Origin of the sequence: Phyllobacterium zundukense, assembly GCF_002764115.1 — a bacterium.
Classification (GTDB): domain Bacteria; phylum Pseudomonadota; class Alphaproteobacteria; order Rhizobiales; family Rhizobiaceae; genus Phyllobacterium; species Phyllobacterium zundukense.
Window position 1 is genome coordinate 2,742,380 of sequence record NZ_CP017940.1, and the last position, 21,131, is coordinate 2,763,510.

Consider the following 21,131-nt stretch of genomic DNA (forward strand, 5'->3'; position numbering starts at 1 on the left):
GCCTTTAAAGCAAATGTCGAGTCGGCGCAATGGGTTACCGCAGGTGACTGAAAAACTGATTCCGTTTGTTCACAGCATGGGTGAAGCCGTTGCAATTCTGATTCAGGCAATGGCGCTAAAGGCCCTCAGCGGATCGAACGTTCGAGAGTTGTGACGACCCATTTGTTGAGGCTGACCCCGGCGCGACGTGCTGCGCTGGAAATGGCCTTGTGCAGGATGGGTTCAGTGCGCACGACGAACTGTCCGGAGTATGGCTTTTCCGGTTGTTCGCCCCGCTCGGCGCAAAATGCCTGGTAGTCCTTGATGGACTCGGCAAATGCCTGCTTCAGTTGCGCCGCCGATGATCCCTGAAAGGTAATGACGTCGCGCAAATTGACCACCTCGCCATTGAAAATATTGGCGTGTTCATCGAACTCTATGACGGCTTCATAGCCTTTATAGTGCATCGTGGTCATGGTGAAATCATGCATCATTTTTCGGTATCGAGAAATAGCCCAAAAGGATCACAGAACGATGGTGCCGGTTTGCATCGCCGAGGCCATTGTTTCCACCGCCAGCGCCAGCTTTTCATCGATGACGTGGAGATATTCGGTCCAGTCGCCGATGTGACGCAGTTCGGCCGATCCGTCGGAAATGCCGCGCAGACCAATGAGCGGCAGCGCGAAGCGCTGGCAGGCACGCAGTACGGCAAAGGTCTCCATCTCCACCATGTCGGCATCGATCGCGTCATAGGCGCTGCCGGAGACGATATTGGCGCCGGTCGACAGCGACGCTTCCTTCACACCCGGTACACGCAAACGCAGCGGTACGATAACCGGCAGATCGAGGAAAGGAGTTGCCCCTTTCCTGAAGCCAAGCGGCGAGGCATCCATGTCGCGGTAGGAGACGCTCGTTGCCTGATAGATTTCCGCCTGTTCCAGCGTGCGCGACCCAGCCGAGCCGAGCGACACGACGAGATCCGGAAGGGAATGGTTCGCCGCCAGACTGGCCAGCGTGGCCGACAAACTGACGGCAGCCTCCACGGGGCCAACGCCCGTGATCAGCGGCGTGAACAGGCGCTGCAGATGCGGGCCATATTCCGCGTCGACGGCCATGGCAAAAAGGACTTTTTTACCGGCAACCGGTGTCAGATAAGCGTACATATTATCCTGCATTAAGCATCCAGAGCGATGCGTTGAGAAGCGTGGCGAAAGCCACCCATAGAAGGTAGGGCATGAAAAGCAGCGCCGAGATCCGCTCGGAATCCCAGGTCGTCTTGATAAAACCGATAATAGCGATGAGCAGGAGAACGATGACGATGAGCGCAAGGCCCATCTGCTGGAAGCCGAAGAAGGTCGGCGACCAGAGAAAATTCAGCGCCAGCTGTGCCCACCAGAATTGCTGGGGCCTGGTCAGACCATAATCCCAGACCCGCCATCCGGCGATGGCGATAAGGATATAGAGCACTGTCCAGACCGGTGCAAAGATCCAGTTGGGCGGGTTGAACGAGGGTTTGACGAGGCCGGCATACCATTCGCCCGGAAGAGTGATGTAACCTATGGCGAGACCGCCGCCCACAACCAATACGAGAAACAATAGAAGCGCCTGGGAACGGGACATTTGACCTCTCACGCGAAGGATACAGTCACGTTTGTAGCGTTATTTTTCCCGTCTGAGAACTGAAATGAAGAAGCCGTCTGTGGATGTGGCCAGCGGCGACAGGATGGCTGTTCCGTCCTTGAAGAGCGGCTTCAATTCCGTCTTCGACGAAACGGCCTGATCCCACAATGGCTGTGTGTCAACAGCGCTGTACTCGTCGTTTGCCTGCAGGAAGGCAGCAACCTGGTTGCCGTTTTCCGGCGCGAACAACGAACAGGTGATATAGACCAGCCGGCCGCCGGGCTTTACGTAGACCTTGGCCGCATCCAGGACTTCGCGCTGCTCCAGTTCGCGGCGCTCGAGCTGCTGGTCGCTGAGACGCCACTTGGCATCGGGCCTGCGCCGCCATGTGCCGGAACCGGTGCAGGGTGCATCGACGAGAACGAGATCCATCTGGCCCTCGAGCGGAGCAAGATCGCCGATATTGGCGTGAGCCTGGGCATTGCGCACCCCTGCCCGCTTCAGGCGATCGAAGATCGGCGCCAGGCGGGCACGCTCGGCATCGTAGGCGTGGATCTGGCCTTTGTTGCCCATCTCGGCCGCGAGGGCCAGGGTCTTGCCGCCAGCCCCGGCGCAATAGTCCAGCACCTGTTCGCCAGCCTTGGCATTGCTCAGCTTTGCCGCAAGCTGCGAGCCCAGATCCTGCACTTCGAACAGACCACGCTGAAAAGCGGGCTCTGCCTGCACGTTGGGATGGCGGCCCATGGCGCGCAGAGGCGGCACGCGCACCGCCGTTTCGAGCAATGGCGCGGGATTGGCGCCCGCACGGGCGAGTTCCTTCAGCACTTTCTCCCGATCAGCTTTCAGCGTGTTGACGCGAAGGTCGACGGGCGGGCGGTCACTGAGGCCAGCGGCTTCTTCCACCCATTTGTCGCCGAAAATAGCCCGGAAATGCGGGACGCACCATTCCGGCACGTCAGCACGGATGAAATCGGGCGCATCAGCGAGGTTGCGGGATTCCCACACGGCCATGCGCTCGGCTTCCAGCGGTTCGGGTGCGAACTTGTCGCCATCGAGTGCAGTGTTGATATCCTCGATGTTAAGTTCCGCATCGGAAAGCAGGACGCCAAAAGCGATATGTCGCGCGGCGTCGCTGTCCATGCGCCAGCCAAGCGACAGTTTCCGCCTGAGGGCGTCATAGACAATATTGCCAATGACCGCGCGGTCCCCGGCACCGGCAAAACGGTGCGACAGGCCCCAATCCTTCAGGGCGTCGGAAGCCGGCCGCTTGCGGTTTTCAATATCGTCGAGAACTTCGATTGCCGCCTGCAGGCGTCCACCAAGTCGCATGTGCGTTCCTTCTTTTTATCAAGAGTGTCGCATACATGGCCTTAGGCATAAAAGAAAGCCGGAGCGTGATGCCCCGGCTTTCTGATTTCCGTCACAGATGGTTCGAGCGATGATTACTCGGCCGCTGCGTTCTTTTCTTCCTGCGAAATAGCGCTCGCCTCGTAGCCATGCGCTTCCTTCAAGGCTGCACGCACACCAGCCTCATAGGCAGGGTGAACGCGATTGAAGTGTGCGAGCTGACGCTCGATGATTACGCCTGGCACGCCGTCCATCGCCGCAGCGATGTTGGAGAAGAGGCGCGACCGCTGACCGGCGTCGAACAGGTTGAACAGCGCCGTCACCTGACCATAGTCATCATTGCCGACACGGTGGTTGTAGCGGTCCGCGGCGCCGGAAAGCGGCAGCGGCGGCTCTTTTGCAGACGGCTGCTCGACAGCGCCAGCGAAGCTGTTCGGCTCGTAATAGGCATCGACATTACCGGTCTTCTGGCCGAAGAAATTCATCTGGCCATCCTTGTGGTAATGATGAACCGGGCACTTTGGCTGGTTAACCGGCAGCGCCTCGTAGTGGGTGCCAAGGCGATAGCGATGGGCATCCGCATAGGAGAAGACGCGGGCCTGCAGCATCTTGTCCGGCGAATGGCCGATGCCCGGCACGACGTTGGACGGCGAGAAAGCAGCCTGCTCGATCTCGGCAAAGTAGTTGTCGGCGTTGCGGTTAAGCTCCATGACACCGATTTCGATCGGCGGGAATTCACCATGCGGCCAGACCTTGGTCAGGTCGAACGGATTGAACGAAGTCTGGTCGGCCTGGGCTTCGGTCATGATCTGGACCTGGACGGTCCATTTCGGGAAAGCGCCGCGCTCAATGCCGCCGAACAGCTCTTCCTGATAAGATTCGCGTGTCTTGCCGATGAGGCTTTCGGCTTCGGCGTTGGTGTAGAACTTATGGCCCTGCTGGGTCTTGAAGTGGAACTTCACCCAGACGCGCTCGCCGGCGTCGTTCCAGAAGGAATAGGTGTGGGAGCCGTAGCCGTTCATGTACATCGGCGCGACCGGCAGGCCGCGATCCGACATGAGGATCGTTACCTGATGCAGGCTTTCCGGCGACAATGACCAGAAATCCCACATGGCAGTTGCGGAGCGCATGTTGGTGCGCGGATGGCGCTTCTGCGTGTGAATGAAGTCGGGGAACTTCAGCGGGTCGCGGACGAAGAAGACCGGCGTATTGTTGCCGACGAGATCCCAGTTGCCTTCGCTGGTGTAGAACTTGAGGGCGAAACCGCGCACGTCGCGCTCGGCATCGGCGGCGCCGAGTTCACCGGCAACGGTGGAAAAACGCAGAAGCAGCGGCGTTTCGGCGCCAGGCTGCAGGGCTTTCGCCTTGGTGTAACGGGAAATATCGCCGGTGATCTTCAGCGTACCGAATGCGCCCCAGCCCTTGGCATGGACAACACGCTCCGGAATGCGCTCCCGGTTCTGATGGGCAAGCTTTTCAAGGAGCTGATAGTCCTGCATCAAGACAGGGCCGCGCTCGCCGGCGGTGATGCTGTTCTGGTTGTCTGATACCGGTGCACCGGCAGTGGTCGTCAATGTCGGACGGTCAGCCATTGGCTTCTCCCCTTGAATCTCTCGTTTTGACAGTCGGAATTGCAGGCACACATGGGCAGCTGCATCCTCGCCGCCACCATAGAACCTTTCTAATCATAGTTTCCAATTGAATTTAGAATAATTATTGATAGGATTTACTTATCATGTTTTCCGTTCGCCAAATGCGCTATTTCGATGTTCTCGCCACCACGCTGCATTTCCGCAAAGCGGCCGAGCTGGCGCGCATTTCGCAACCTGCGCTCTCCGCTCAGATATCCGAAATGGAACTGCGGCTTGGTGCCACGCTGTTTGAACGGACACGCAGGACGGTGGTGCTAACGGATATGGGCAAGCGCTTGCTTCCGCGCATACGCAGTATTCTGGATGAAATTCGCTCGCTGGAAGAACTGGCAGCGCAAAAACGCGGCATCCTGAGGGGACGGCTGCGGCTTGGTATCATTCCGACGATCGCGCCCTATCTGCTGCCGCTGCTTATTCCGGAACTGCGCGATGCCTATCCGGACCTGACGATCGAACTGCGCGAGGCGGTCACATCGAAACTCGTCGAGGATTTACGCCTCGGCGATCTCGACGCGCTGATCGCCGCCCTGCCGATCGATGGCGACGGCACCATTGCCAAGCCGCTGTTTCGCGACCGCTTCCTGATTGCCACATCGAGCAATGATATCGACATTCTTACCTCACCGATGTCGCAGGAAGACGTCGCGCTTGAACGTCTCTTGTTGCTGGAGGAAGGCCATTGTCTGCGCGACCAGGCACTTGCGGTGTGCACCAGCGTCAAGCAGCGCCAATTGGTCAATTACGGTGCGACTAGCATGGCGACGCTGTTGCAGATGGTCAGCCATGGCATGGGGCTGACCTTGATCCCCGAGATTGCCGTGCGGACAGAAGCCGGCCGCAACAATGTGCGGATCATCGCCTTCGCCGATCCGGAACCGTCACGCGAGATCGGCCTGATCTGGCGCAAGCAGAGCGAGCGGCGCGACGATTTCGAAGCGCTGGCGGCCACGATCATCAACTGCAGCCGCAGGCTGATGATTACCCCGGATGAGCTGGGCGGGCTCGCTGCTTAGGCAATTGGCGGCACGGCGAGATGGAGAGCCAATATGACCCAGAGCGCGCCGTTCAATATGAAACCAATGACAAAAAGCGGCTGGCGCAGACTGAGGCGGTTTGACGTCACATGAACGAACGTGTGAGCGATGCGCGCTGCGACAAAGAGCCAGGCGAGGAGGACTGCCAGGAATGAGCTGCCGTTGACCGCATAGAGCGCGAGACAGACGACATAAAACAGCATCGGCAATTCATAAAGATTGATCAAATTGCGGATCGTCGCGGCACTGGCTTCAGGTTCCTTCAGAGGCAGTTTGAAGTCGCGTGAGCTTGCTTGCCCGCTTGTCACTGCCTCTCTGCGCCGCAGCATAAGAAGGGCATAAACCACGTAGATCAGTAGTGTCAGCGCGATCATCGGCCAGAAAATAGCAGTTTGCGACATGGTGCCCTCCTGTTGTCTGTCTATACGTTCTTTTCAGGGATACGGATCGTGCGCAAGCCCGGGACCCGTTTGAGGCTTGACGCCAGATGATCGATGAAGGCGCGCACCTTGCGCGGCATGAAGCGAGCGGTCGCATAGACCACGTGAATATCCATGGGTGCATAGGAATAGTCTGGCAACACCCGCACCAGCTTGCCCTCGTCGAGCAGGGATTGAATCAATGGCACCTGCGCTCCGCCAATGCCAAGGCCAGCGCAAAGTGCTTCATTGAGAACGAAGGCATTGTTGGCGAGGAAGGTCGAGCGAACCGGGACAGTGACGGGTCCGTCCGGTCCGACAAGCGGAATCGCCTCGCCCTGCGGCGACCAGGCAAACCGGATGTGCCGGTGCTGCAAGAGATCTTGCGGCTTTTCGGGATTGCCATGCGCGACAAGATAGTTCGGCGAAGCAACGAGAATGCGCTCGAATGTAGCCAGTTTCCTAGCGACGAGATCGGAGGATTTCAGGTCGCCGAAGCGGATCGCGACGTCGACACCTTCGGCGATCAAGTCGGCGAAACGGTCATCGAGGACAAGTTCGATTGTCAGTTCCGGATGCAGATGCTGGAATTCAATGACAATAGGCGAAAGGTGCATCTGGCCAAAACCGACCGGCCCATGCAACCGCAGATTGCCGCGCAGGCCGGCGGACAATTCACCGGTGCTTTCTTCCGCCTCGTCCACCGCCTGCAGGATCTGCCGTGCATGCTGGTAATAGGTCTCGCCGCCCTCTGTCAGTGCAAGCTGGCGGGTCGAGCGGTGGAACAGGCGCGTGTCGAGATGCCGCTCCAGCGCCGCGATCTGCTGGCTGACGGCGGGCTGGGTCAAGCCGAACTCGCGGGCCGCAGCTGACAAGGTGCCAAGTTCCGCGACGCGGACGAAGGTCTTCATCGCAGCGAATCGGTCCATGATCACTCCAAAGAATTTCTTATGAATGATATCAATTCTTTACCGCTACGCAAAGATACACAAATGGATCATATCTGGTTCAGGAATTGAACTGGAGATTTTGAAATGACCAAAAAAGCAGTTGTTGTAGGCGCCAACGGCATCATCGGCGGAAATCTCATCACACATCTCGTGGAGCTGGGTGACTGGGAAATCATCGGCCTGTCGCGTCGCGGCGGCGAAACAGCAGGCAAGGTCAGCCATATTGCTGTCGATCTGCTGGATGCGGCGGATGCAAAGGCAAAACTCGTGCATCTCACGGACGTGACGCACATCTTCTACGCAGCCTATCAGGACCGGCCGAACTGGGCTGAGCTGGTACCGCCGAACCTCGCCATGCTGGTCAATGTGGTCAATGCGATCGAACCGATTGCGCCAGGGCTGGAGCACATCAGCCTGATGCAGGGCTACAAGGTCTATGGCGCGCATCTCGGTCCGTTCAAGACACCGGCGCTCGAATCAGATGCCAACCACATGCCGCCGGAGTTCAACATCGATCAGCAGGACTTTCTGGAGGCTTTGCAGAAGGGCAAGACCTGGACGTGGTCGGCCCTGCGCCCGTCCGTCGTTGTCGGCTTTTCGCTCGGCAATCCGATGAATCTGGCCTCGGTCATCGCCGTCTATGCCTCCATGTCGAAGGAACTCGGCATTCCGCTGCGCTTTCCCGGGAAACCCGGCGCCTATGACAGCCTGCTTGAAATGACCGATGCCGGGCTGCTGGCACGGGCGACGGTCTTCATCGCGACGAACCCGCAATGCGGCAACCAGGCATTCAACATCAATAATGGCGACCTCTTCCGCTGGAGCGAGATGTGGCCGAAGATCGCAAAGTTCTTCGATCTGGAAGTCGCGCCCCCTCTGCCCATGTCACTCAACGTCGTCATGTCCGATAAGGAGGTCCTGTGGAAGAGGATGATCGAGAAGCACGGTCTTGCGCATACGCCTTATAGCGATGTGTCATCCTGGGGATTTGGCGATGCCGTCTTCAGCTGGAACTATGATTTCTTCGCCGATGGCACAAAGCTGCGGCGTGCCGGATTCCATGAATATGTCGATACGCAAGAGATGTTCATGCGCGTGTTCAGCGATCTGCGGGTACGGAAGATCATTCCCTGAATGGATGCTAGAGCAAGTTTTGTCTATTTAGAGCCGTTCTGCCGGAGGGAATTTGGTTTCAAGGTCAAGGGATTTGGCTTCGTCCGATGGGTAAACATCGGCCTCGCCACCTTCCTCGTGGATTGTCTCGCCATCCGAGAAACAGAACTGGCTCTAAATAGACAAAATTTGCTCTAGGATGTCTCGATTCGAGCCATCCGGGGAGTGCCTTGCCGTGAGTACAACTATTCTACTTCGGCTTGAGGCCACCCTGATCGCATTGCTCGCATTGGTCAGCTACAGCATGTGGGACCTAAGCTGGTGGCTGTTTGCAGTGCTGGTGCTTGCGCCGGATATCTCGATGCTTGGTTATCTGAGAGGTCCCCGGATCGGCGCCGCGTGTTACAACGCGTTCCACGTTTATTTCGTCGCCCTGGCGATCACCATTCTGGGCTGGTGGTCTGGATCACAGCTTGTCCTCTCGACGGCATCATCTGGGTTTTCCACATCGCCATGGATAGAACGCTCGGCTACGGCCTGAAATATCCGACCTCGTTCCAGGATACGCATCTCGGGCGCATAGGCCGGAACTGATCCCTATGCCGTGAATGGCTCACCCTGCCGCCGCGGCCTGTCATAGTTCAGAAAGAACTCGTCGAGTTGTGGCGGCGGAACATTGGTCCCCGCCAGCATGGCATGTGCCTGGCCGCGATGATGGATCTGGTGAACGAAGAGATGCGACAGCACCAGGTAGATAGGTTCCTGCGAAGTCTCGCCGGTGCCCCATGTGATCGAGATGATCCTGTCGAGGTCTTCCGGTACCAGATCATCGCAAAAGCCGATGAGGCTGTTGTCGAACTTGATCTGGGCAAGCTTGAGTTCCGCAGCTTTCGGAAACGGTATATCGCCGACGAGGCTGATGTTCTTGCGCCCCTTGCCGATCATATCGGCCATGTAAATGTGATCGACAATGAGATTGTGGTTGAGCGTCATCTGGATCGACGGAAAGAAGCTGGTACGCTCCTGCGCAAACTCTTCATCCGTCAATTGTTCACAGGCACTGAGGAGCCGGTGGTTCGACCAGGCGCTGTTGCGCGCCATGGCCGAGAAATGATCGCGGAGGGCGGTGTCAGACATCGCCCTCTCCGCTTTGGATGTTAGTTGCCGCCCGGGTAGTTCGGGCTTTCGCGAGTGATCGTGACGTCATGGGTATGGCTTTCGCGCAGCCCCGCATTGGTGATACGGACGAATGTAGCCTTTTCGCGGAATTCTTGCAGATTTTTTGCACCCACATAACCCATGGAAGCGCGCAGGCCGCCTGCCAGCTGATGCAGAACGCCGGAAACCGGGCCCTTGTAGGCAACCTGACCTTCAATGCCTTCGGGTACCAGTTTCAGTTCATCGCGCACTTCGGCCTGGAAATAACGGTCTGCCGAACCGCGTGCCATGGCGCCGACCGAGCCCATGCCTCGATAGGCCTTGAAGGAGCGGCCCTGGTACAGATAGACCTCGCCTGGGCTTTCTTCGGTGCCAGCCAATGCGGAACCGGCCATGGCAGCGGAAGCGCCAGCGGCCAGAGCCTTGGCGAAATCGCCGGAATATTTGATGCCGCCATCGGCGATCACCGGAACATTGGATTTATGTGCGGCTTCGACAGCAGACATGATGGCGGAGAGCTGCGGGACGCCGACACCGGCGACGATACGTGTGGTGCAGATCGAGCCGGGTCCAATGCCGACCTTGACCGCATCGGCGCCCGCATCGATGAGCGCCTGCGTCCCGGCAGCCGTCGCAACATTGCCGGCAATGATGCGAACAGCATTGGACATCTTCTTGGCGCGGGTAACCGCGTCCAGCACGCGCTGTGAATGACCGTGGGCCGTGTCAATGACAAGCACGTCGACGCCAGCGGCGATGAGCCGCTCTGCGCGTTCGAAACCATCCTCGCCGACGCTGGATGCAGCGGCAACGCGAAGCCGGCCCTGCGAATCCTTGGCGGCATTCGGGTTGAGCTGCGACTTCTCCATGTCCTTGACGGTGATCAGGCCGACGCAATAGCCTTTGTCGTCGACAACCAGCAGCTTTTCGATGCGATGCTGATGCAAGAGGCGCTTGGCTTCTTCATGTTCAACATTATTTTCGCGCACCGTGATCAGGTTTTCGCGCGTCATCAGCTCGTAGATCTTCTGGGCAGGATCGGAAGCGAAACGCACGTCGCGATTGGTGAGGATGCCGACGAGGCGCCCCGGCTTGCGGCTGCCCTCGCCCGCGTTCTCAACGACGGGAATGCCGGAAATGCCATGGGCGCGCATCAGCGCCTGTGCATCGGCCAGTGTCGCATCCGGCCCAATGGTGACGGGATTGACGACCATGCCCGATTCGAACTTCTTGACCTGGCGGACCTCTTCGGCCTGTAGCTCGGGCGTGAGGTTGCGGTGGATGACGCCCATGCCGCCGGCCTGCGCCATGGCGATGGCGAGACGCGATTCGGTGACCGTGTCCATGGCGGCTGAAAGCAATGGAAGGTTGAGTTCGATATCGGGTGCAATGCGGGTGCGAATATCGGTCTGGCCGGGCATGACCTCGGAATGACCAGGTTGCAGCAGGACATCGTCAAATGTCAGTGCCAGTGCGCCTGTTGCGGATTCAACGATTTTTGCCATGACCAATTCCTTACAATACGGCTGATACGACTAAAGGGCGCACCACGGTGGTGGAGCGCCGAGTCAGTTGTGTTCAAGTGAATTGGCACGGGCTGGTAACATGGATATGTCGGTTTGGAAAGACCCCAGACAAGATTTGTCCAAACCGAGCGGTTCGACGGGAACACGCCGAGCCGCATCATCCGGTCTATCTGTCAAACGTCGAACTGGTAAGTGACCGGCACAAAACGATAACCCATCTCCTGCTTTTCGGCATAGCCAACTGCCGGGAACGGCATGTGATAGCCGATGAAAGGCACCTTGTCGGTCGCGATCATGTCAAAGACTTTTTTGCGTGTAGCCGCACCCATTGCCTTGTCGGTGTCGAAAGCGACCTCCCAATCGGGACGCTGCAACGAAGCGACATAGTGGTTGGCAGTGTCAGCCGTCAGCACAAGATGTTTCCCAGCCGATTCAATATGGAAAATCATGTGTCCCGGCGTATGACCATAAGCAGCCTCGCTGGTAATGCCGGAAACGACAGAATCACCTGCCTTGATGAAGGTGGTTTTTTCTCCGAGCGGCTTGACCTTGGCGCTGACACTTTTCGCGCCATTTTCCGCCGGTGTGCCCGTGCGGGCAGGATCGGTCCAGTAATCATATTCGACTTGGCCGGCGACATAGCGCGCATTGGCAAAGCCTGGCGTTTCGCCATTCATGAGACCGCCGATGTGATCGCCATGCATGTGGGTGATTACGACAATGCTGACCTGGTCTGGCGTATATCCGGCGGCCTTCATATTGGCTTCCAGTTGTCCCAGACCATTTTCCCGGCCACCGGCGCCAAACCCGGTATCAAAAAGGACCAGTTCGGATCCTGTATTGACCAGAACTGGCGCAAAACCGTTGACGGTTTTTGTTTCTGGCAGAAAGTTTGCCTTCATCAGTTGGGCGACCGTCTCGGGCGTCTGGTTTGCGCCGAAGGTCGGATGCGGACCATCGCCTGGCCGCAATCCGTCAAGCAATGTGGTGATCTCAAAATCTCCGAGCTTGAAGCGCTTGAAGCCCGGAGTCTTGGCATCTGATTGCGGCACGGCTGCATCGGCAGTCGTGGTCATTAATTGCGGCATTGCCAATCCTCCTGCCATGGCACTGGAAGCAAGGAAAAGGTCGCGGCGGGAAATCTCGAATGTCGACATGAATTTATCTCCTTGGGGCAGCCATTGATGTTGCGGCAGTCTACACCGCGCGGCGTGGGCGTCGCCCGTCTCCCCCTTCCAAATCGATCACAAGAACCAGTGGCTGGATCACTTCTGTTTGATCGACGCTTGAGCACAGGCACCCGCGGTGCTATCGGAACTCGCACCAACAGACTCAAGTCCCTCCTTCTGGACCTGCCTCCTGTTTTCTCGATCTGTGAGAACTGGAATCCATTGTGAATCGCATCGTTCCCCTCGTGCTTGCCGTAGCTCTGTTCATGGAGCAAATGGACTCAACTGTTATCTCGACATCGCTGCCGGCGATCGCTGCGGATATCGGTACGAGCCCGATCGCTTTGAAACTGGCGCTGACTGCCTATCTCGTTTCTCTCGCGGTCTTTATTCCGGTCAGCGGCTGGATGGCCGACAGGTTCGGCGCGAAAAACGTGTTCCGGGCGGCGATCGTCGTGTTCGTCCTTGGATCCATCGCCTGTGCCGTTTCCGACTCATTGTTGGCTTTCGTGGTGTCGCGGTTCTTTCAGGGCGTTGGCGGGGCGATGATGACACCGGTGGGCCGCCTCGTTCTGGTGCGATCAACGCCGCGCAGCGAATTGGTCGGAGCGATGGCCTGGCTAACCATGCCTGCCCTTATCGGACCGCTGTTGGGGCCACCCGTTGGCGGCTTCTTGACTACCTATTTCAGCTGGCACTGGATCTTCCTGATCAATGTGCCGATCGGCATCATCGGAATCTGGTTTGCTACGCGCTATCTCCCCGCGGTCGAAACTCTGATCCAGCGACCGCTCGATGTGGCCGGCTTTTTCCTCAGCGGCATCGCGGCCTCTGGTGTCGTCTTCGGGTTGTCCGTCGTCAGCCTTCCGGCCTTGCCCTCATGGGTGGGTTTCTCGACGCTCGCCGTCGGCATCGTATCGGCAATCCTCTACCTCCTGCACGCTCGCAAGACGGCGGAGCCGCTGCTGGCTCTCGATCTGTTCAACAATCAGGTGTTCAGGGCGTCGATCGTCGGTGGCAGCCTGTTCCGCATCGGCGTGGGCGCCGTGCCATTCCTGCTGCCCCTGATGTTTCAAATCGGCTTCGGCATGACGCCTTTCCAGTCGGGCATGATCACCTTTGTGTCGGCGCTCGGCGCCATGAGCATGAAGCTTGTGACCAAATGGTTCTATCGCAAGACCGGTTTCCGCAATTCGCTGATGTACGGATCGCTGGTGGCCGCCGGCTTCATCGCCGTCAACGGGTTCTTCACACCGGAGACGCCCTATTTGCTGATGATCCTGCTGCTTCTGGCTGGAGGATTCTTCCGTTCGCTGTTCTTCACCGGCACGAATGCCCTCGCCTATGCGGATATTCCGAACGAGCAGACCAGCCAGGCAACCCCCATCAGTTCTGTGGCTCAGCAGATTTCCATCGCGCTTGGGGTTGCAGTGGCGGGCGGCATTCTCGAGGTTTCCACCAAGATCCACGGCGGACCGCTGCAGCTCTCGGATTTCCACATCGCCTTCTTCATCGTGGCGGCACTGTCTAGTCTAGCCTGCCTGTCGTTCAGAGGCTTAAATCCGGACGCAGGTGCAGAGGTCTCGGGGCACCGGCCACTGATCAAGGTTGCAGCGCCAGCCGAGTAAGACGCAATACAACCTTGCGTTTCTTGTGTACGGGCGCAACGGCGCAAATACTAAGTTCACTCTAAGTTTGAGGGCAGAAGCAGCGAGCACTGAGCCAGCCAGTGCATTGGAGGGGATTGGCTCCTCCAACTGCGGCATCAGCCTTGCCTTCAAATTGGAGGTGAACTATGCGGAAATTTCCGTTTAGCATCACCCTTATTATGAAAAGAACCCGGACGGGCTGGCAGGTCACGTTCCGGGTTCAATTCGCAAAATAAGGAAGGGAACGGGCGAAAGCTCGTTCCCACTCCAAATTCAATATAGCAGCTCTAGCGACATATCCAAGGTGGAGGTGCCTAGAATTCAACCTTTGAAGTCGCGCGCCAACAAATAGAGCTCGACTGATTCCGTCCGGGATGCGGGCGGTTTGACGTGATGCACGGACTTGAAGTGCTTCTTCAACAGGGTAAGCACCTCGTTTTCGGTTCCCCCCTGAAACGTCTTGGTGAGGAAATGTCCACCGGGACTGAGGACGGAAACGGCGAAATCCGCGGCGACTTCGCACAGATGCGTCGTGCGGATGTGATCGGTGCGGCGATGGCCGGTTGTCGGCGCTGCCATATCCGAAAGTACAATATCGGGCGCGCCGCCAAGCGCTTCCATCAACCTGTCAGGCGCCGCATCGTCGAGAAAATCCATTTCAAGCAAGGTGACGCCCGGCAACGGATCGACATGCAGATAGTCGATGCCGACCACCGTCGGAAGATCATCCGGAGAACCGACGATCGAGGCCGCAATCTGGCTCCAGCCGCCCGGAGCTGCTCCAAGATCGATAATGCGCTGACCCTTTTTCAGGATCTTGTAGCGATCATTGATCTCGATAAGCTTGTAGGCTGCGCGCGAGCGATAGCCATCCTGCTTGGAGCGCTGGACATAGGGATCGTTGATGTGGCGCTCCAGCCAGCGGCGTGACGATTCCTTGATCGTACCAGCCTTCTTCTTGATCTTGGTGTGCAAGCCGCGTGTACCGGTGCCCCCGCGACCGCCTGTTGTTGTCTTAGCCATGTGCACTCCGATTTTACGCCCCTTGGGCGCGGTGCCAGCGATTACGCCACGCACCATCGCGCGACATGAGTTCAGTTAAAATGCCTTCGCGCAGACCACGATCGGCCACTCGCAGTTTCTGGCTCGGCCAGACGTTGCGTATGGCATCGAGAATAGCGCAACCGGCGAGGACAAGATCGGCACGGTCGGCGCCGATGCATGGATTTGCCACACGCTCGTCGAAGCTCCAGGACAGCAGCCTGCTGGTCATTTCCGTGACGTCGTCATTCTGCATCCAGATGCCATCGATGCGGCGGCGGTCATAGCGCTCAAGCCCGAGGTGAATGCCGGCAAGCGTCGTCACCGTGCCTGACGTGCCGAGCAGATGGAAGTTCTGGCTCTTGACGAGATCGCCGAGCTTGTGACGCTCGGAAAAGTCATTGAGCAGATCGGCGACATGATTGACCATGACGGCGAAATTGTCCGTGGTTACATCGCGACCGCCGAAGCGTTCGGCCAGCGTGACCACGCCAACCGGCAGCGACGTCCAGGCAATGATATGCTCGGCGAGGCGCGGCGACCGGCGTTCGGAAACATCGATCAGGGCGATTTCGGACGATCCGCCGCCAATGTCGAACAAAACAACGGCGTCGGTCTCGCGTTCGACCAGCGTGCCGCAGCCCGAGACTGCAAGGCGCGCTTCGGTCTGGCGATTGATGATCTCTAGCTCCAGCCCGGTCTCTTCTTTCACCCGGCCCAGAAATTCCTCGCCATTTTCCGCCTGGCGGCAGGCCTCGGTGGCGATAAGACGCGCCCTGCGCACGTCATGATTATCGAGCTTGTCGCGGCAAATCTTCAGTGCTTCGATCGCGCGGTTCATGGCGTTGGCACTCAGACGCCCGGTAGCGCCCAGACCTTCTCCAAGGCGAACGATACGCGAGAAAGCATCGACAACGCGAAACTGTCCCGGACGCGTGGGCGAGGCAACCAGAAGACGGCAATTGTTGGTGCCAAGATCGAGGGCTGCATAAAGCGGTCCGGCTGGGTACCTGGGTTCCTGCCGTGGCGTTTCCCGCAGAGGTGGTGCAGGCAGCGCGAAGGCGGCAGGTGCAACGGCATCCGCTGGCTTGACGCCCGAGCGGCCACGACGGCGAAACCGGTTGGGCCGGCGCTTCTTGCCGCTCTTGGCGGGCGTGTTGCTGGCATCCGCTGGTGTAGCGACAGGAGAAGTTGCGGCGAGCGTCTGCTCCGTCGAAACAGGCGTCTGCTTGGACTTGCCACGCCTGCGGCGGCGCGCACGTTTCTTCGGGTTCTTGTCGAAGCGTCCTTCTTGGGAATCGGGCTGGCTTTCCTGCCTATGGTGTGCAGGAACCCCATGCGGCCCGGGTCCGTTCTTGACAGTATCTGCGGTGCCATTCAGCACCTTGCCACCGTCAGACGCCCCTCCATTCGACGCGTTTGACGCGCCCGATTCGGGGTCTTTCAAAATCTTATCCTTCGAGCGCCGCGCGAACCATCAAGGACGCAAGCAGGACGCTTTGTAATTAACGTTGGGTACAATGTAACATGCTTTGCCGAATATCCAAGTGCTCGGCGCAAATTAGACGCTTCCGGCAGAGGCACTCACCAGCGTCAGCGCCGCGACAATTCTTCAATTCGGAGCGCCGAATTTTCCACCGCACTCCAGCCCGTCGACTGCAATAATGCCGAGCTCGCAATGAGATCACCGTTCAGTGTTCGCCAGCGGTCGCCCTGGCCGGTCATCCGCGCCGCCAGGCCCAGGAGCCAGGCTGGGCAAGAAAACAATCCCGGTTCGCGCGCAAGCCCGCGGCGAATCGCGGCAAGTATCTGCGGCACTGTCATGGGGGTTTTATCGGCGACAATAAACGTGCCCCGGTCCGTGCTGGCCTCGTGAAGACTATGCATGATCGCCGTGCAGAGGGCTGCACGGTCGAGCAGGGACCGCTGCCCGTCCAGTGATTCCATGGGCAATGGAACAGGAAGCGCAGCGAGTTTGACAAGGGCCGCCATATTGCCTTTGACGCCGGGGCCGTAGACGAGCACCGGGCGCAAGATCGTATAGTTGCCCCCGGTCATGATCCCCGCAATTTCGATTTCGGCAGCAAGCTTTGCCCGTCCGTAATCATCCGTCGGTTGCGGCGGATCCGTTTCAACCGCAACGCCGTCGTGGACGCTGCCCGACTGTGCCCGTATCGATGACACAAAGACGAACTTGCCGGTGATGGTCCTGTGCGCTGCCTCGGCGAGCTTCGCTGCAAGGACACAGTTGACGGCATGGTAGACGTCGGTAGCACCAGCAAGCTGCGTATGGGCGATGGCGGCCAGATGCACCACATGATCGACGTTCTCCAGAATGCGCTGGAAGGCCTCGACCGACTCTGCCGGCGACGGCAGGCGAACTGCTTCGACGCCATCAAGGCTGTCAGGGTTTCGCGTGGTGGCAACGACGCGATAGCCAGCGGCATGCAACTGTGAGACGAGTTCCCGCCCGACGAAGCCCGAAGCTCCTGTTACGAGAACGACGCCCGCTGCCATGTGATTTGCCCCTTTTTCAATTGCCACTCATAGCAAAATCAATGTTTTGGTATCAATGCAACGTTGCGGCATAAATCGAAAGGATTAGTTTCGTGCGGTAGGGCATACGCCGCCGTCATGTTAGCTTGCAAAGCCGAGCCAATCGAAGTGACTCGGGAGAAGTACCGCAAAGCACGAATATCATGGGGTAATTTGCGTATGCGTCAGTCCGGTTTTCAACCTCTCGGAACAAGAGACTTCCTCATACTCGCTACGATCATGGGTGCCTTGCTCTGGTGCTGCTGGCTTGCTGGATCAATGCTGGCAAGACCCGATCACAGCAGCCATGAGTCACTTACTCTTTCATCGAGCTCGGACGTCTGATCGAGCTCATCCACCCGCGCCTGCCCTTTTCTTTTGGTCTTACACATTGACACATGTTCTCGTTGATAATTCACGCACAAGTTGTATTAAGGCGCCAACACAATTTTGAGATGCAAAAAATGTCTGAGCCTGATCGCAAGCCGGTCACTCTTGCCGGGATTTTATCCCTGACCGTAGTTGCGCTGATATTTCTCGCCATCATATGGCTGATTGGAGCCGCATTCGCCCGGACAGGAATTGCATACAACACGGAACAATTTGCGGATTTCAGCGTTGTTATGAGCTGACACGTTGCCGTCAGCGGGGGCTTGGCATCGACTTTGCTTATTTATGCCCTCCCCGGGCGGTGCCAAGCCTCACCAAGGCAACCGAACAGGCATCGAAGAGGATAAGGAAAACCCGCCTCCAAATTTGGAAGCGGGTGTTTTTTTGAGTAGTCAGCTCAACCAAACTTGACGAGATTGTGTACCGGCAACGGGCCCCCGGGGAATTGAACGAGGCGAGCGCCGACGGAAAGAGCACCAAGATCCAGGCCGAAGAAGCCAAGACGATCGATAAGCGCCGCGACCTCAGCTTTGGCGGCACTGTCGTCACCGGAATAGAAGAGGACGCGGCGTCCGCCCTCGGCCTTGGGATCCGATGAGAGCAAATGTGCCTGCAAATGGTTGAATGCCTTCACGATGCGTGCTCCCGGCACCAGCTCCGCAAAAACCTCGCTGGACGCGCGGCCACCAAGATCGACCGGCTTGAAAAGCGGGGCCTCGATAGGATTGTTTGCATCGATGACAATGCGGCCGTTCCAGGCGGGCAGACCGGCGAGCGCCTTCGGCAGTTTGGTCCAGTTGACAGCGACAAGCACAATATCGGCGCTTGCCGCCTCTTCACGCGTACCCGCCTTGATCGACGGGCCAAGTTCATCGACCAGGTCCTGCAGTGATTGAGGGCCGCGGCTGTTGGCGATGGTCGCTTCGATCCCGGCGCCAGCGAGCGCCCGCGCGAACGATGACCCGATTGCTCCGGATCCGATAATACCAATAGTCATGATCATATTCCTTTCAGTTTCTACGAGAACGATCGGGCCGTGAACCCGCCTGTGACGAGGACCGGCTTCCCGGCCAGGGATTTGATGTCCTGGTGAAAATGGCCCATTCATTCATTGACGATAAGCGAGTAATGGCTTTTATTACTTTCAACTGTTCATTGAAGATCTGATCATGGAAACGCTGGCCAACCTGGAATCGTTTGTACGCAGCGCCGAAACCGGTGGGTTCTCGGCGGCAGCGCGGCGTCTTGCGCTCACTCCGGCAGCGGTCAGCCGCAACGTTGCCATGCTGGAACGCAACCTCGGGGTGCGGTTGTTTCATCGCAGCACGCGAAAGCTGACGTTGACCGAGGAAGGAGAGCGTTTTCTGCTTGCTGTAGAGGGAAATCTTGAGGGATTGCAGTCAGCCATAGCCAACATCTCCACCGATCGCGGCGAACCGGCCGGTGTGCTCAAGATAAGCGCAAGCATTACCTTCGGGACCAATTACATACTGCCGCTTCTGCCAGCCTTCCTTGAGCGCTATCCGCAGATCCGCCCCGACTGGCAATTCGACAATCGTCCAGTCGATCTGATCGCGGAGGGGTTTGACGCGGCAATTGGCGGCGGTTTCGAACTGGCGCAGGGGATAGTCGCGCGTGCGCTGGCACCGGCGCACATCATCGCCGTCGCGTCACCTACGTATATGCAAGCGCGAACGCCGCCTGCCGACCCGGAAGGTCTTGCCGCACTGGACGGGATTGTCATGCGTGCTTCACGCACTGGCCGGGTGAGGCGTTGGACAATGCGTAACGTGCAAGGCGCAGAGATGCTGGCGATGCCGACGGAGACGATCGTGCTCAACGATCCCGCAGCGATGTGCAAGGCAGCGCTGCTCGGTCTTGGTGTGGCACTGATCGCCGTACCAGACGCCCTGCCCCATCTGGAAAGCGGTGCTTTGGTGCGCCTGGTACCGCAATGGTACGGGGATGCCGGACCAATTTCCATCTACTACGCCAGCCGAACACTGCTGCCTGCCAAAACGCGCGTCTTCGTTGATTTTGTCGTGGAGGCCGTCAAGCGCGACAGGTTGGCAGAGCGTTTCGCGGGAAGTCTTGGTTAGGCGGAGGCATGAAAAAACCGACGCAGTTTGAAAACAGCACCGGTTTTGATGTACAGGCCGATCAGATCAGCCGGTTATGCTCGACGAGCTGGCGCAGGCGCCGTTGTTTTCCATCGCTGTCGGCGACATCGCGCCGGGCAGGTTTCTTGACCGGGGGCATCACGACTTTGACGGGTGTTTCATGTGATGTGGCTGCTGGTTTCTTGATATTTCTCAGGAAGTTCAATGCGCGGTTCAAAATCATGGCGGGGGTCCTCCAAATGCCATCAAACCGCGTTGGATCGGTGACCCAGCGGATAGTCTTCGGTTTTCTGGCAAGTGGGATCATTTTACCACCGTTCAATCTGGTGCGATAGGGGTAAGCATGTGCCCTAGACTCTATGATCGGGCCGCAATTAAACCGCAAATGACGGCGAACAATACCGGATCGTCTTTTGGCCAGGCTTGGCTCTTCGCGGCGTCAGAGGTTCTCGACCCGCCAATCTCATTCCAAATTGCCGATTCCCCGTCCGCACTAAAATCTGTTTCAAGCCGCAGGAGGACACCATGGCCAAAGGTCAACAGCGCAGCAATCGTGAAGTACGAAAACCGAAGAAGGAGAAGGCCGCCCCCAAGGCCGAGGTTCCTTTCAGCTCGATGCTGAAGAAGGCAGAGAGCACCACGCCAAAGGCAAAGCCGAAAGGCTAATCGTCCTTTTCGATAGTCAATGGCCCCGGCAACATCCGGGGCTCTTGTTCTATACAACCTCGAAGCGAAGATGGGTGACGAGCGGCGACTCGACTACTCTCGTACTTTTCAATTCGATCTGTTCATTGCCAATATTGTCGAACAGCCGGCTGCCCTGCCCGAGCAGAACGGGCGCGAGCTGAAGAACGATCTCGTCTACGAGGCGCGCGTTCAGCACTTGCTGGGCAACATCTGCCCCCATGACGATGACATCCTTGCCACCTGCTGCCACTTTCGCCTGTCTCACGGCGCTTTCAATCCCGTCATTGACGAATGTAAACGCAGCGCTCTTCATTTGCAGCGGGTCGCGTTTCTCGTGCGTGAGCACGAAAGCCGGGGCGGGGAACGGTGTGTCCTGCCAATGGTGCAACCCCACGGCAAAGGTTCGCTTGCCAAGGACCACCGCGCCGACGCGTTCGAAGACCTCCCGTACCATCTCACCGTCAACTTCGGATTTGCTCTCGAACAGCCATTGGTGCAAGCGCTCACCGCCCTCGCCGATTGCGTGCTCGTGGCTGACATTCGGGGCTGCGATGAAACCATCGAGTGACATTGTAAACGATACAACCACTTTCCCCATGAGCCTCTCCTTCCGATATCCTAAGCCGAGGCTAACTATGCTGGTTTGGTTCCAGGTTGGACAATAATCGCTGGAATTTGCGCTCACCTCGCGCCTGCATAAATGTGAACAAAACAGGAACAAATTCCTTTTCATATATGCCGG

General features: G+C 58.1%; 22 protein-coding genes and 1 pseudogene. 8 read left to right on the forward strand and 15 right to left on the reverse strand.

Going from position 1 to position 21,131, the window contains the following annotated elements; genetic code table 11:
• Positions 1–125: 125 nt before the first annotated feature.
• From BLM14_RS13775 to katA, 5 genes are all read right to left on the reverse strand, one after another.
• Positions 126–473, reverse strand: coding sequence for a type II toxin-antitoxin system HicB family antitoxin (locus BLM14_RS13775; protein WP_237143371.1), 348 nt, complete (start codon positions 471–473; stop codon positions 126–128).
• Positions 474–503: 30 nt separating this feature from the next.
• Entirely contained in the window at positions 504–1,142 is a 639-nt protein-coding gene (locus BLM14_RS13780; protein WP_099999875.1) for a 5'-methylthioadenosine/S-adenosylhomocysteine nucleosidase, read from the reverse strand.
• Position 1,143: 1 nt separating this feature from the next.
• On the reverse strand, positions 1,144–1,599 hold the full coding sequence (locus BLM14_RS13785; protein WP_099999876.1) for a TspO/MBR family protein: 456 nt from the start codon (positions 1,597–1,599) through the stop codon (positions 1,144–1,146).
• 39 nt (positions 1,600–1,638) lie between these two features.
• Entirely contained in the window at positions 1,639–2,928 is a 1,290-nt protein-coding gene (locus BLM14_RS13790) for an RsmB/NOP family class I SAM-dependent RNA methyltransferase (RefSeq protein ID WP_099999877.1), read from the reverse strand.
• Positions 2,929–3,041: 113 nt separating this feature from the next.
• Positions 3,042–4,538 carry a catalase KatA gene (gene katA, locus BLM14_RS13795; RefSeq protein ID WP_099999878.1) on the reverse strand — a complete coding sequence of 499 codons (1,497 nt, stop codon included), beginning with the start codon at positions 4,536–4,538 and terminating at the stop codon, positions 3,042–3,044.
• A gap of 143 nt (positions 4,539–4,681) precedes the next feature.
• Here katA and BLM14_RS13800 point away from each other — a divergent pair, with 143 nt between their 5' ends.
• Positions 4,682–5,611, forward strand: coding sequence for a hydrogen peroxide-inducible genes activator (locus tag BLM14_RS13800; protein ID WP_099999879.1), 930 nt, complete (start codon positions 4,682–4,684; stop codon positions 5,609–5,611).
• On the opposite strand, the gene BLM14_RS13805 is transcribed toward BLM14_RS13800, so the two are convergent.
• Both BLM14_RS13805 and BLM14_RS13810 read right to left on the reverse strand, forming a co-directional pair.
• Positions 5,608–6,033 carry an MAPEG family protein gene (locus BLM14_RS13805; RefSeq protein ID WP_099999880.1) on the reverse strand — a complete coding sequence of 142 codons (426 nt, stop codon included), beginning with the start codon at positions 6,031–6,033 and terminating at the stop codon, positions 5,608–5,610. The genes BLM14_RS13800 and BLM14_RS13805 overlap by 4 nt on opposite strands.
• 20 nt (positions 6,034–6,053) lie before the next feature.
• Positions 6,054–6,980: a LysR family transcriptional regulator gene (locus tag BLM14_RS13810; protein ID WP_099999881.1), complete on the reverse strand. Its 927-nt coding sequence runs from the start codon at positions 6,978–6,980 to the stop codon at positions 6,054–6,056.
• A 105-nt stretch (positions 6,981–7,085) separates the two neighbouring features.
• Here BLM14_RS13810 and BLM14_RS13815 point away from each other — a divergent pair, with 105 nt between their 5' ends.
• Both BLM14_RS13815 and BLM14_RS13820 read left to right on the forward strand, forming a co-directional pair.
• Positions 7,086–8,135, forward strand: coding sequence for an SDR family oxidoreductase (locus BLM14_RS13815; protein ID WP_099999882.1), 1,050 nt, complete (start codon positions 7,086–7,088; stop codon positions 8,133–8,135).
• A gap of 283 nt (positions 8,136–8,418) precedes the next feature.
• Positions 8,419–8,708: pseudogene (locus tag BLM14_RS13820) on the forward strand (DUF4260 domain-containing protein).
• A gap of 3 nt (positions 8,709–8,711) precedes the next feature.
• Here BLM14_RS13820 and BLM14_RS13825 read toward each other — a convergent pair.
• From BLM14_RS13825 to BLM14_RS13835, 3 genes are all read right to left on the reverse strand, one after another.
• Positions 8,712–9,251, reverse strand: a complete 540-nt coding sequence (locus tag BLM14_RS13825; protein ID WP_099999883.1) for a DinB family protein — start codon at positions 9,249–9,251, stop codon at positions 8,712–8,714.
• 20 nt (positions 9,252–9,271) lie between these two features.
• Positions 9,272–10,777, reverse strand: coding sequence for an IMP dehydrogenase (gene guaB / locus BLM14_RS13830; protein ID WP_099999884.1), 1,506 nt, complete (start codon positions 10,775–10,777; stop codon positions 9,272–9,274).
• Positions 10,778–10,971: 194 nt separating this feature from the next.
• Entirely contained in the window at positions 10,972–11,955 is a 984-nt protein-coding gene (locus tag BLM14_RS13835; protein ID WP_099999885.1) for an MBL fold metallo-hydrolase, read from the reverse strand.
• 236 nt (positions 11,956–12,191) lie between these two features.
• Here BLM14_RS13835 and BLM14_RS13840 point away from each other — a divergent pair, with 236 nt between their 5' ends.
• Complete coding sequence (locus BLM14_RS13840; protein WP_099999886.1) at positions 12,192–13,595, forward strand: MFS transporter; 1,404 nt, start codon at positions 12,192–12,194, stop codon at positions 13,593–13,595.
• A 342-nt stretch (positions 13,596–13,937) separates the two neighbouring features.
• Here BLM14_RS13840 and BLM14_RS13845 read toward each other — a convergent pair whose 3' ends face one another.
• The 3 genes from BLM14_RS13845 to BLM14_RS13855 all read right to left on the reverse strand — a co-directional run bounded on the left by BLM14_RS13845 (position 13,938) and on the right by BLM14_RS13855 (position 17,174).
• The gene (locus BLM14_RS13845; RefSeq protein WP_099999887.1) at positions 13,938–14,639 is read right to left on the reverse strand and encodes an RlmE family RNA methyltransferase; all 702 of its coding nucleotides are present in this window, start codon (positions 14,637–14,639) and stop codon (positions 13,938–13,940) included.
• A 13-nt stretch (positions 14,640–14,652) separates the two neighbouring features.
• Positions 14,653–16,104, reverse strand: coding sequence for a Ppx/GppA phosphatase family protein (locus BLM14_RS13850; protein WP_099999889.1), 1,452 nt, complete (start codon positions 16,102–16,104; stop codon positions 14,653–14,655).
• A 146-nt stretch (positions 16,105–16,250) separates the two neighbouring features.
• The gene (locus BLM14_RS13855) at positions 16,251–17,174 is read right to left on the reverse strand and encodes an NAD-dependent epimerase/dehydratase family protein (protein WP_099999891.1); all 924 of its coding nucleotides are present in this window, start codon (positions 17,172–17,174) and stop codon (positions 16,251–16,253) included.
• A 482-nt stretch (positions 17,175–17,656) separates the two neighbouring features.
• On the opposite strand from BLM14_RS13855, the gene BLM14_RS31065 reads away from it, so the two are divergent.
• Positions 17,657–17,824: a hypothetical protein gene (locus tag BLM14_RS31065; protein WP_157929534.1), complete on the forward strand. Its 168-nt coding sequence runs from the start codon at positions 17,657–17,659 to the stop codon at positions 17,822–17,824.
• Between the two features lie 155 nt (positions 17,825–17,979).
• On the opposite strand, the gene BLM14_RS13860 is transcribed toward BLM14_RS31065, so the two are convergent.
• On the reverse strand, positions 17,980–18,579 hold the full coding sequence (locus BLM14_RS13860; RefSeq protein ID WP_165788432.1) for an NADPH-dependent F420 reductase: 600 nt from the start codon (positions 18,577–18,579) through the stop codon (positions 17,980–17,982).
• A gap of 172 nt (positions 18,580–18,751) precedes the next feature.
• Between BLM14_RS13860 and BLM14_RS13865 the strand changes: the two genes are divergently transcribed.
• From BLM14_RS13865 to BLM14_RS31555, 3 genes are all read left to right on the forward strand, one after another.
• Complete coding sequence (locus BLM14_RS13865; protein ID WP_099999892.1) at positions 18,752–19,681, forward strand: LysR family transcriptional regulator; 930 nt, start codon at positions 18,752–18,754, stop codon at positions 19,679–19,681.
• An 8-nt stretch (positions 19,682–19,689) separates the two neighbouring features.
• The gene (locus BLM14_RS31070) at positions 19,690–20,037 is read left to right on the forward strand and encodes a hypothetical protein (RefSeq protein ID WP_133123959.1); all 348 of its coding nucleotides are present in this window, start codon (positions 19,690–19,692) and stop codon (positions 20,035–20,037) included.
• Positions 20,038–20,227: 190 nt separating this feature from the next.
• Positions 20,228–20,368: a hypothetical protein gene (locus tag BLM14_RS31555; protein ID WP_165788433.1), complete on the forward strand. Its 141-nt coding sequence runs from the start codon at positions 20,228–20,230 to the stop codon at positions 20,366–20,368.
• Between the two features lie 49 nt (positions 20,369–20,417).
• Here BLM14_RS31555 and BLM14_RS13875 read toward each other — a convergent pair whose 3' ends face one another.
• Complete coding sequence (locus tag BLM14_RS13875) at positions 20,418–20,987, reverse strand: dihydrofolate reductase family protein (RefSeq protein WP_099999895.1); 570 nt, start codon at positions 20,985–20,987, stop codon at positions 20,418–20,420.
• Positions 20,988–21,131 lie beyond the last annotated feature (144 nt).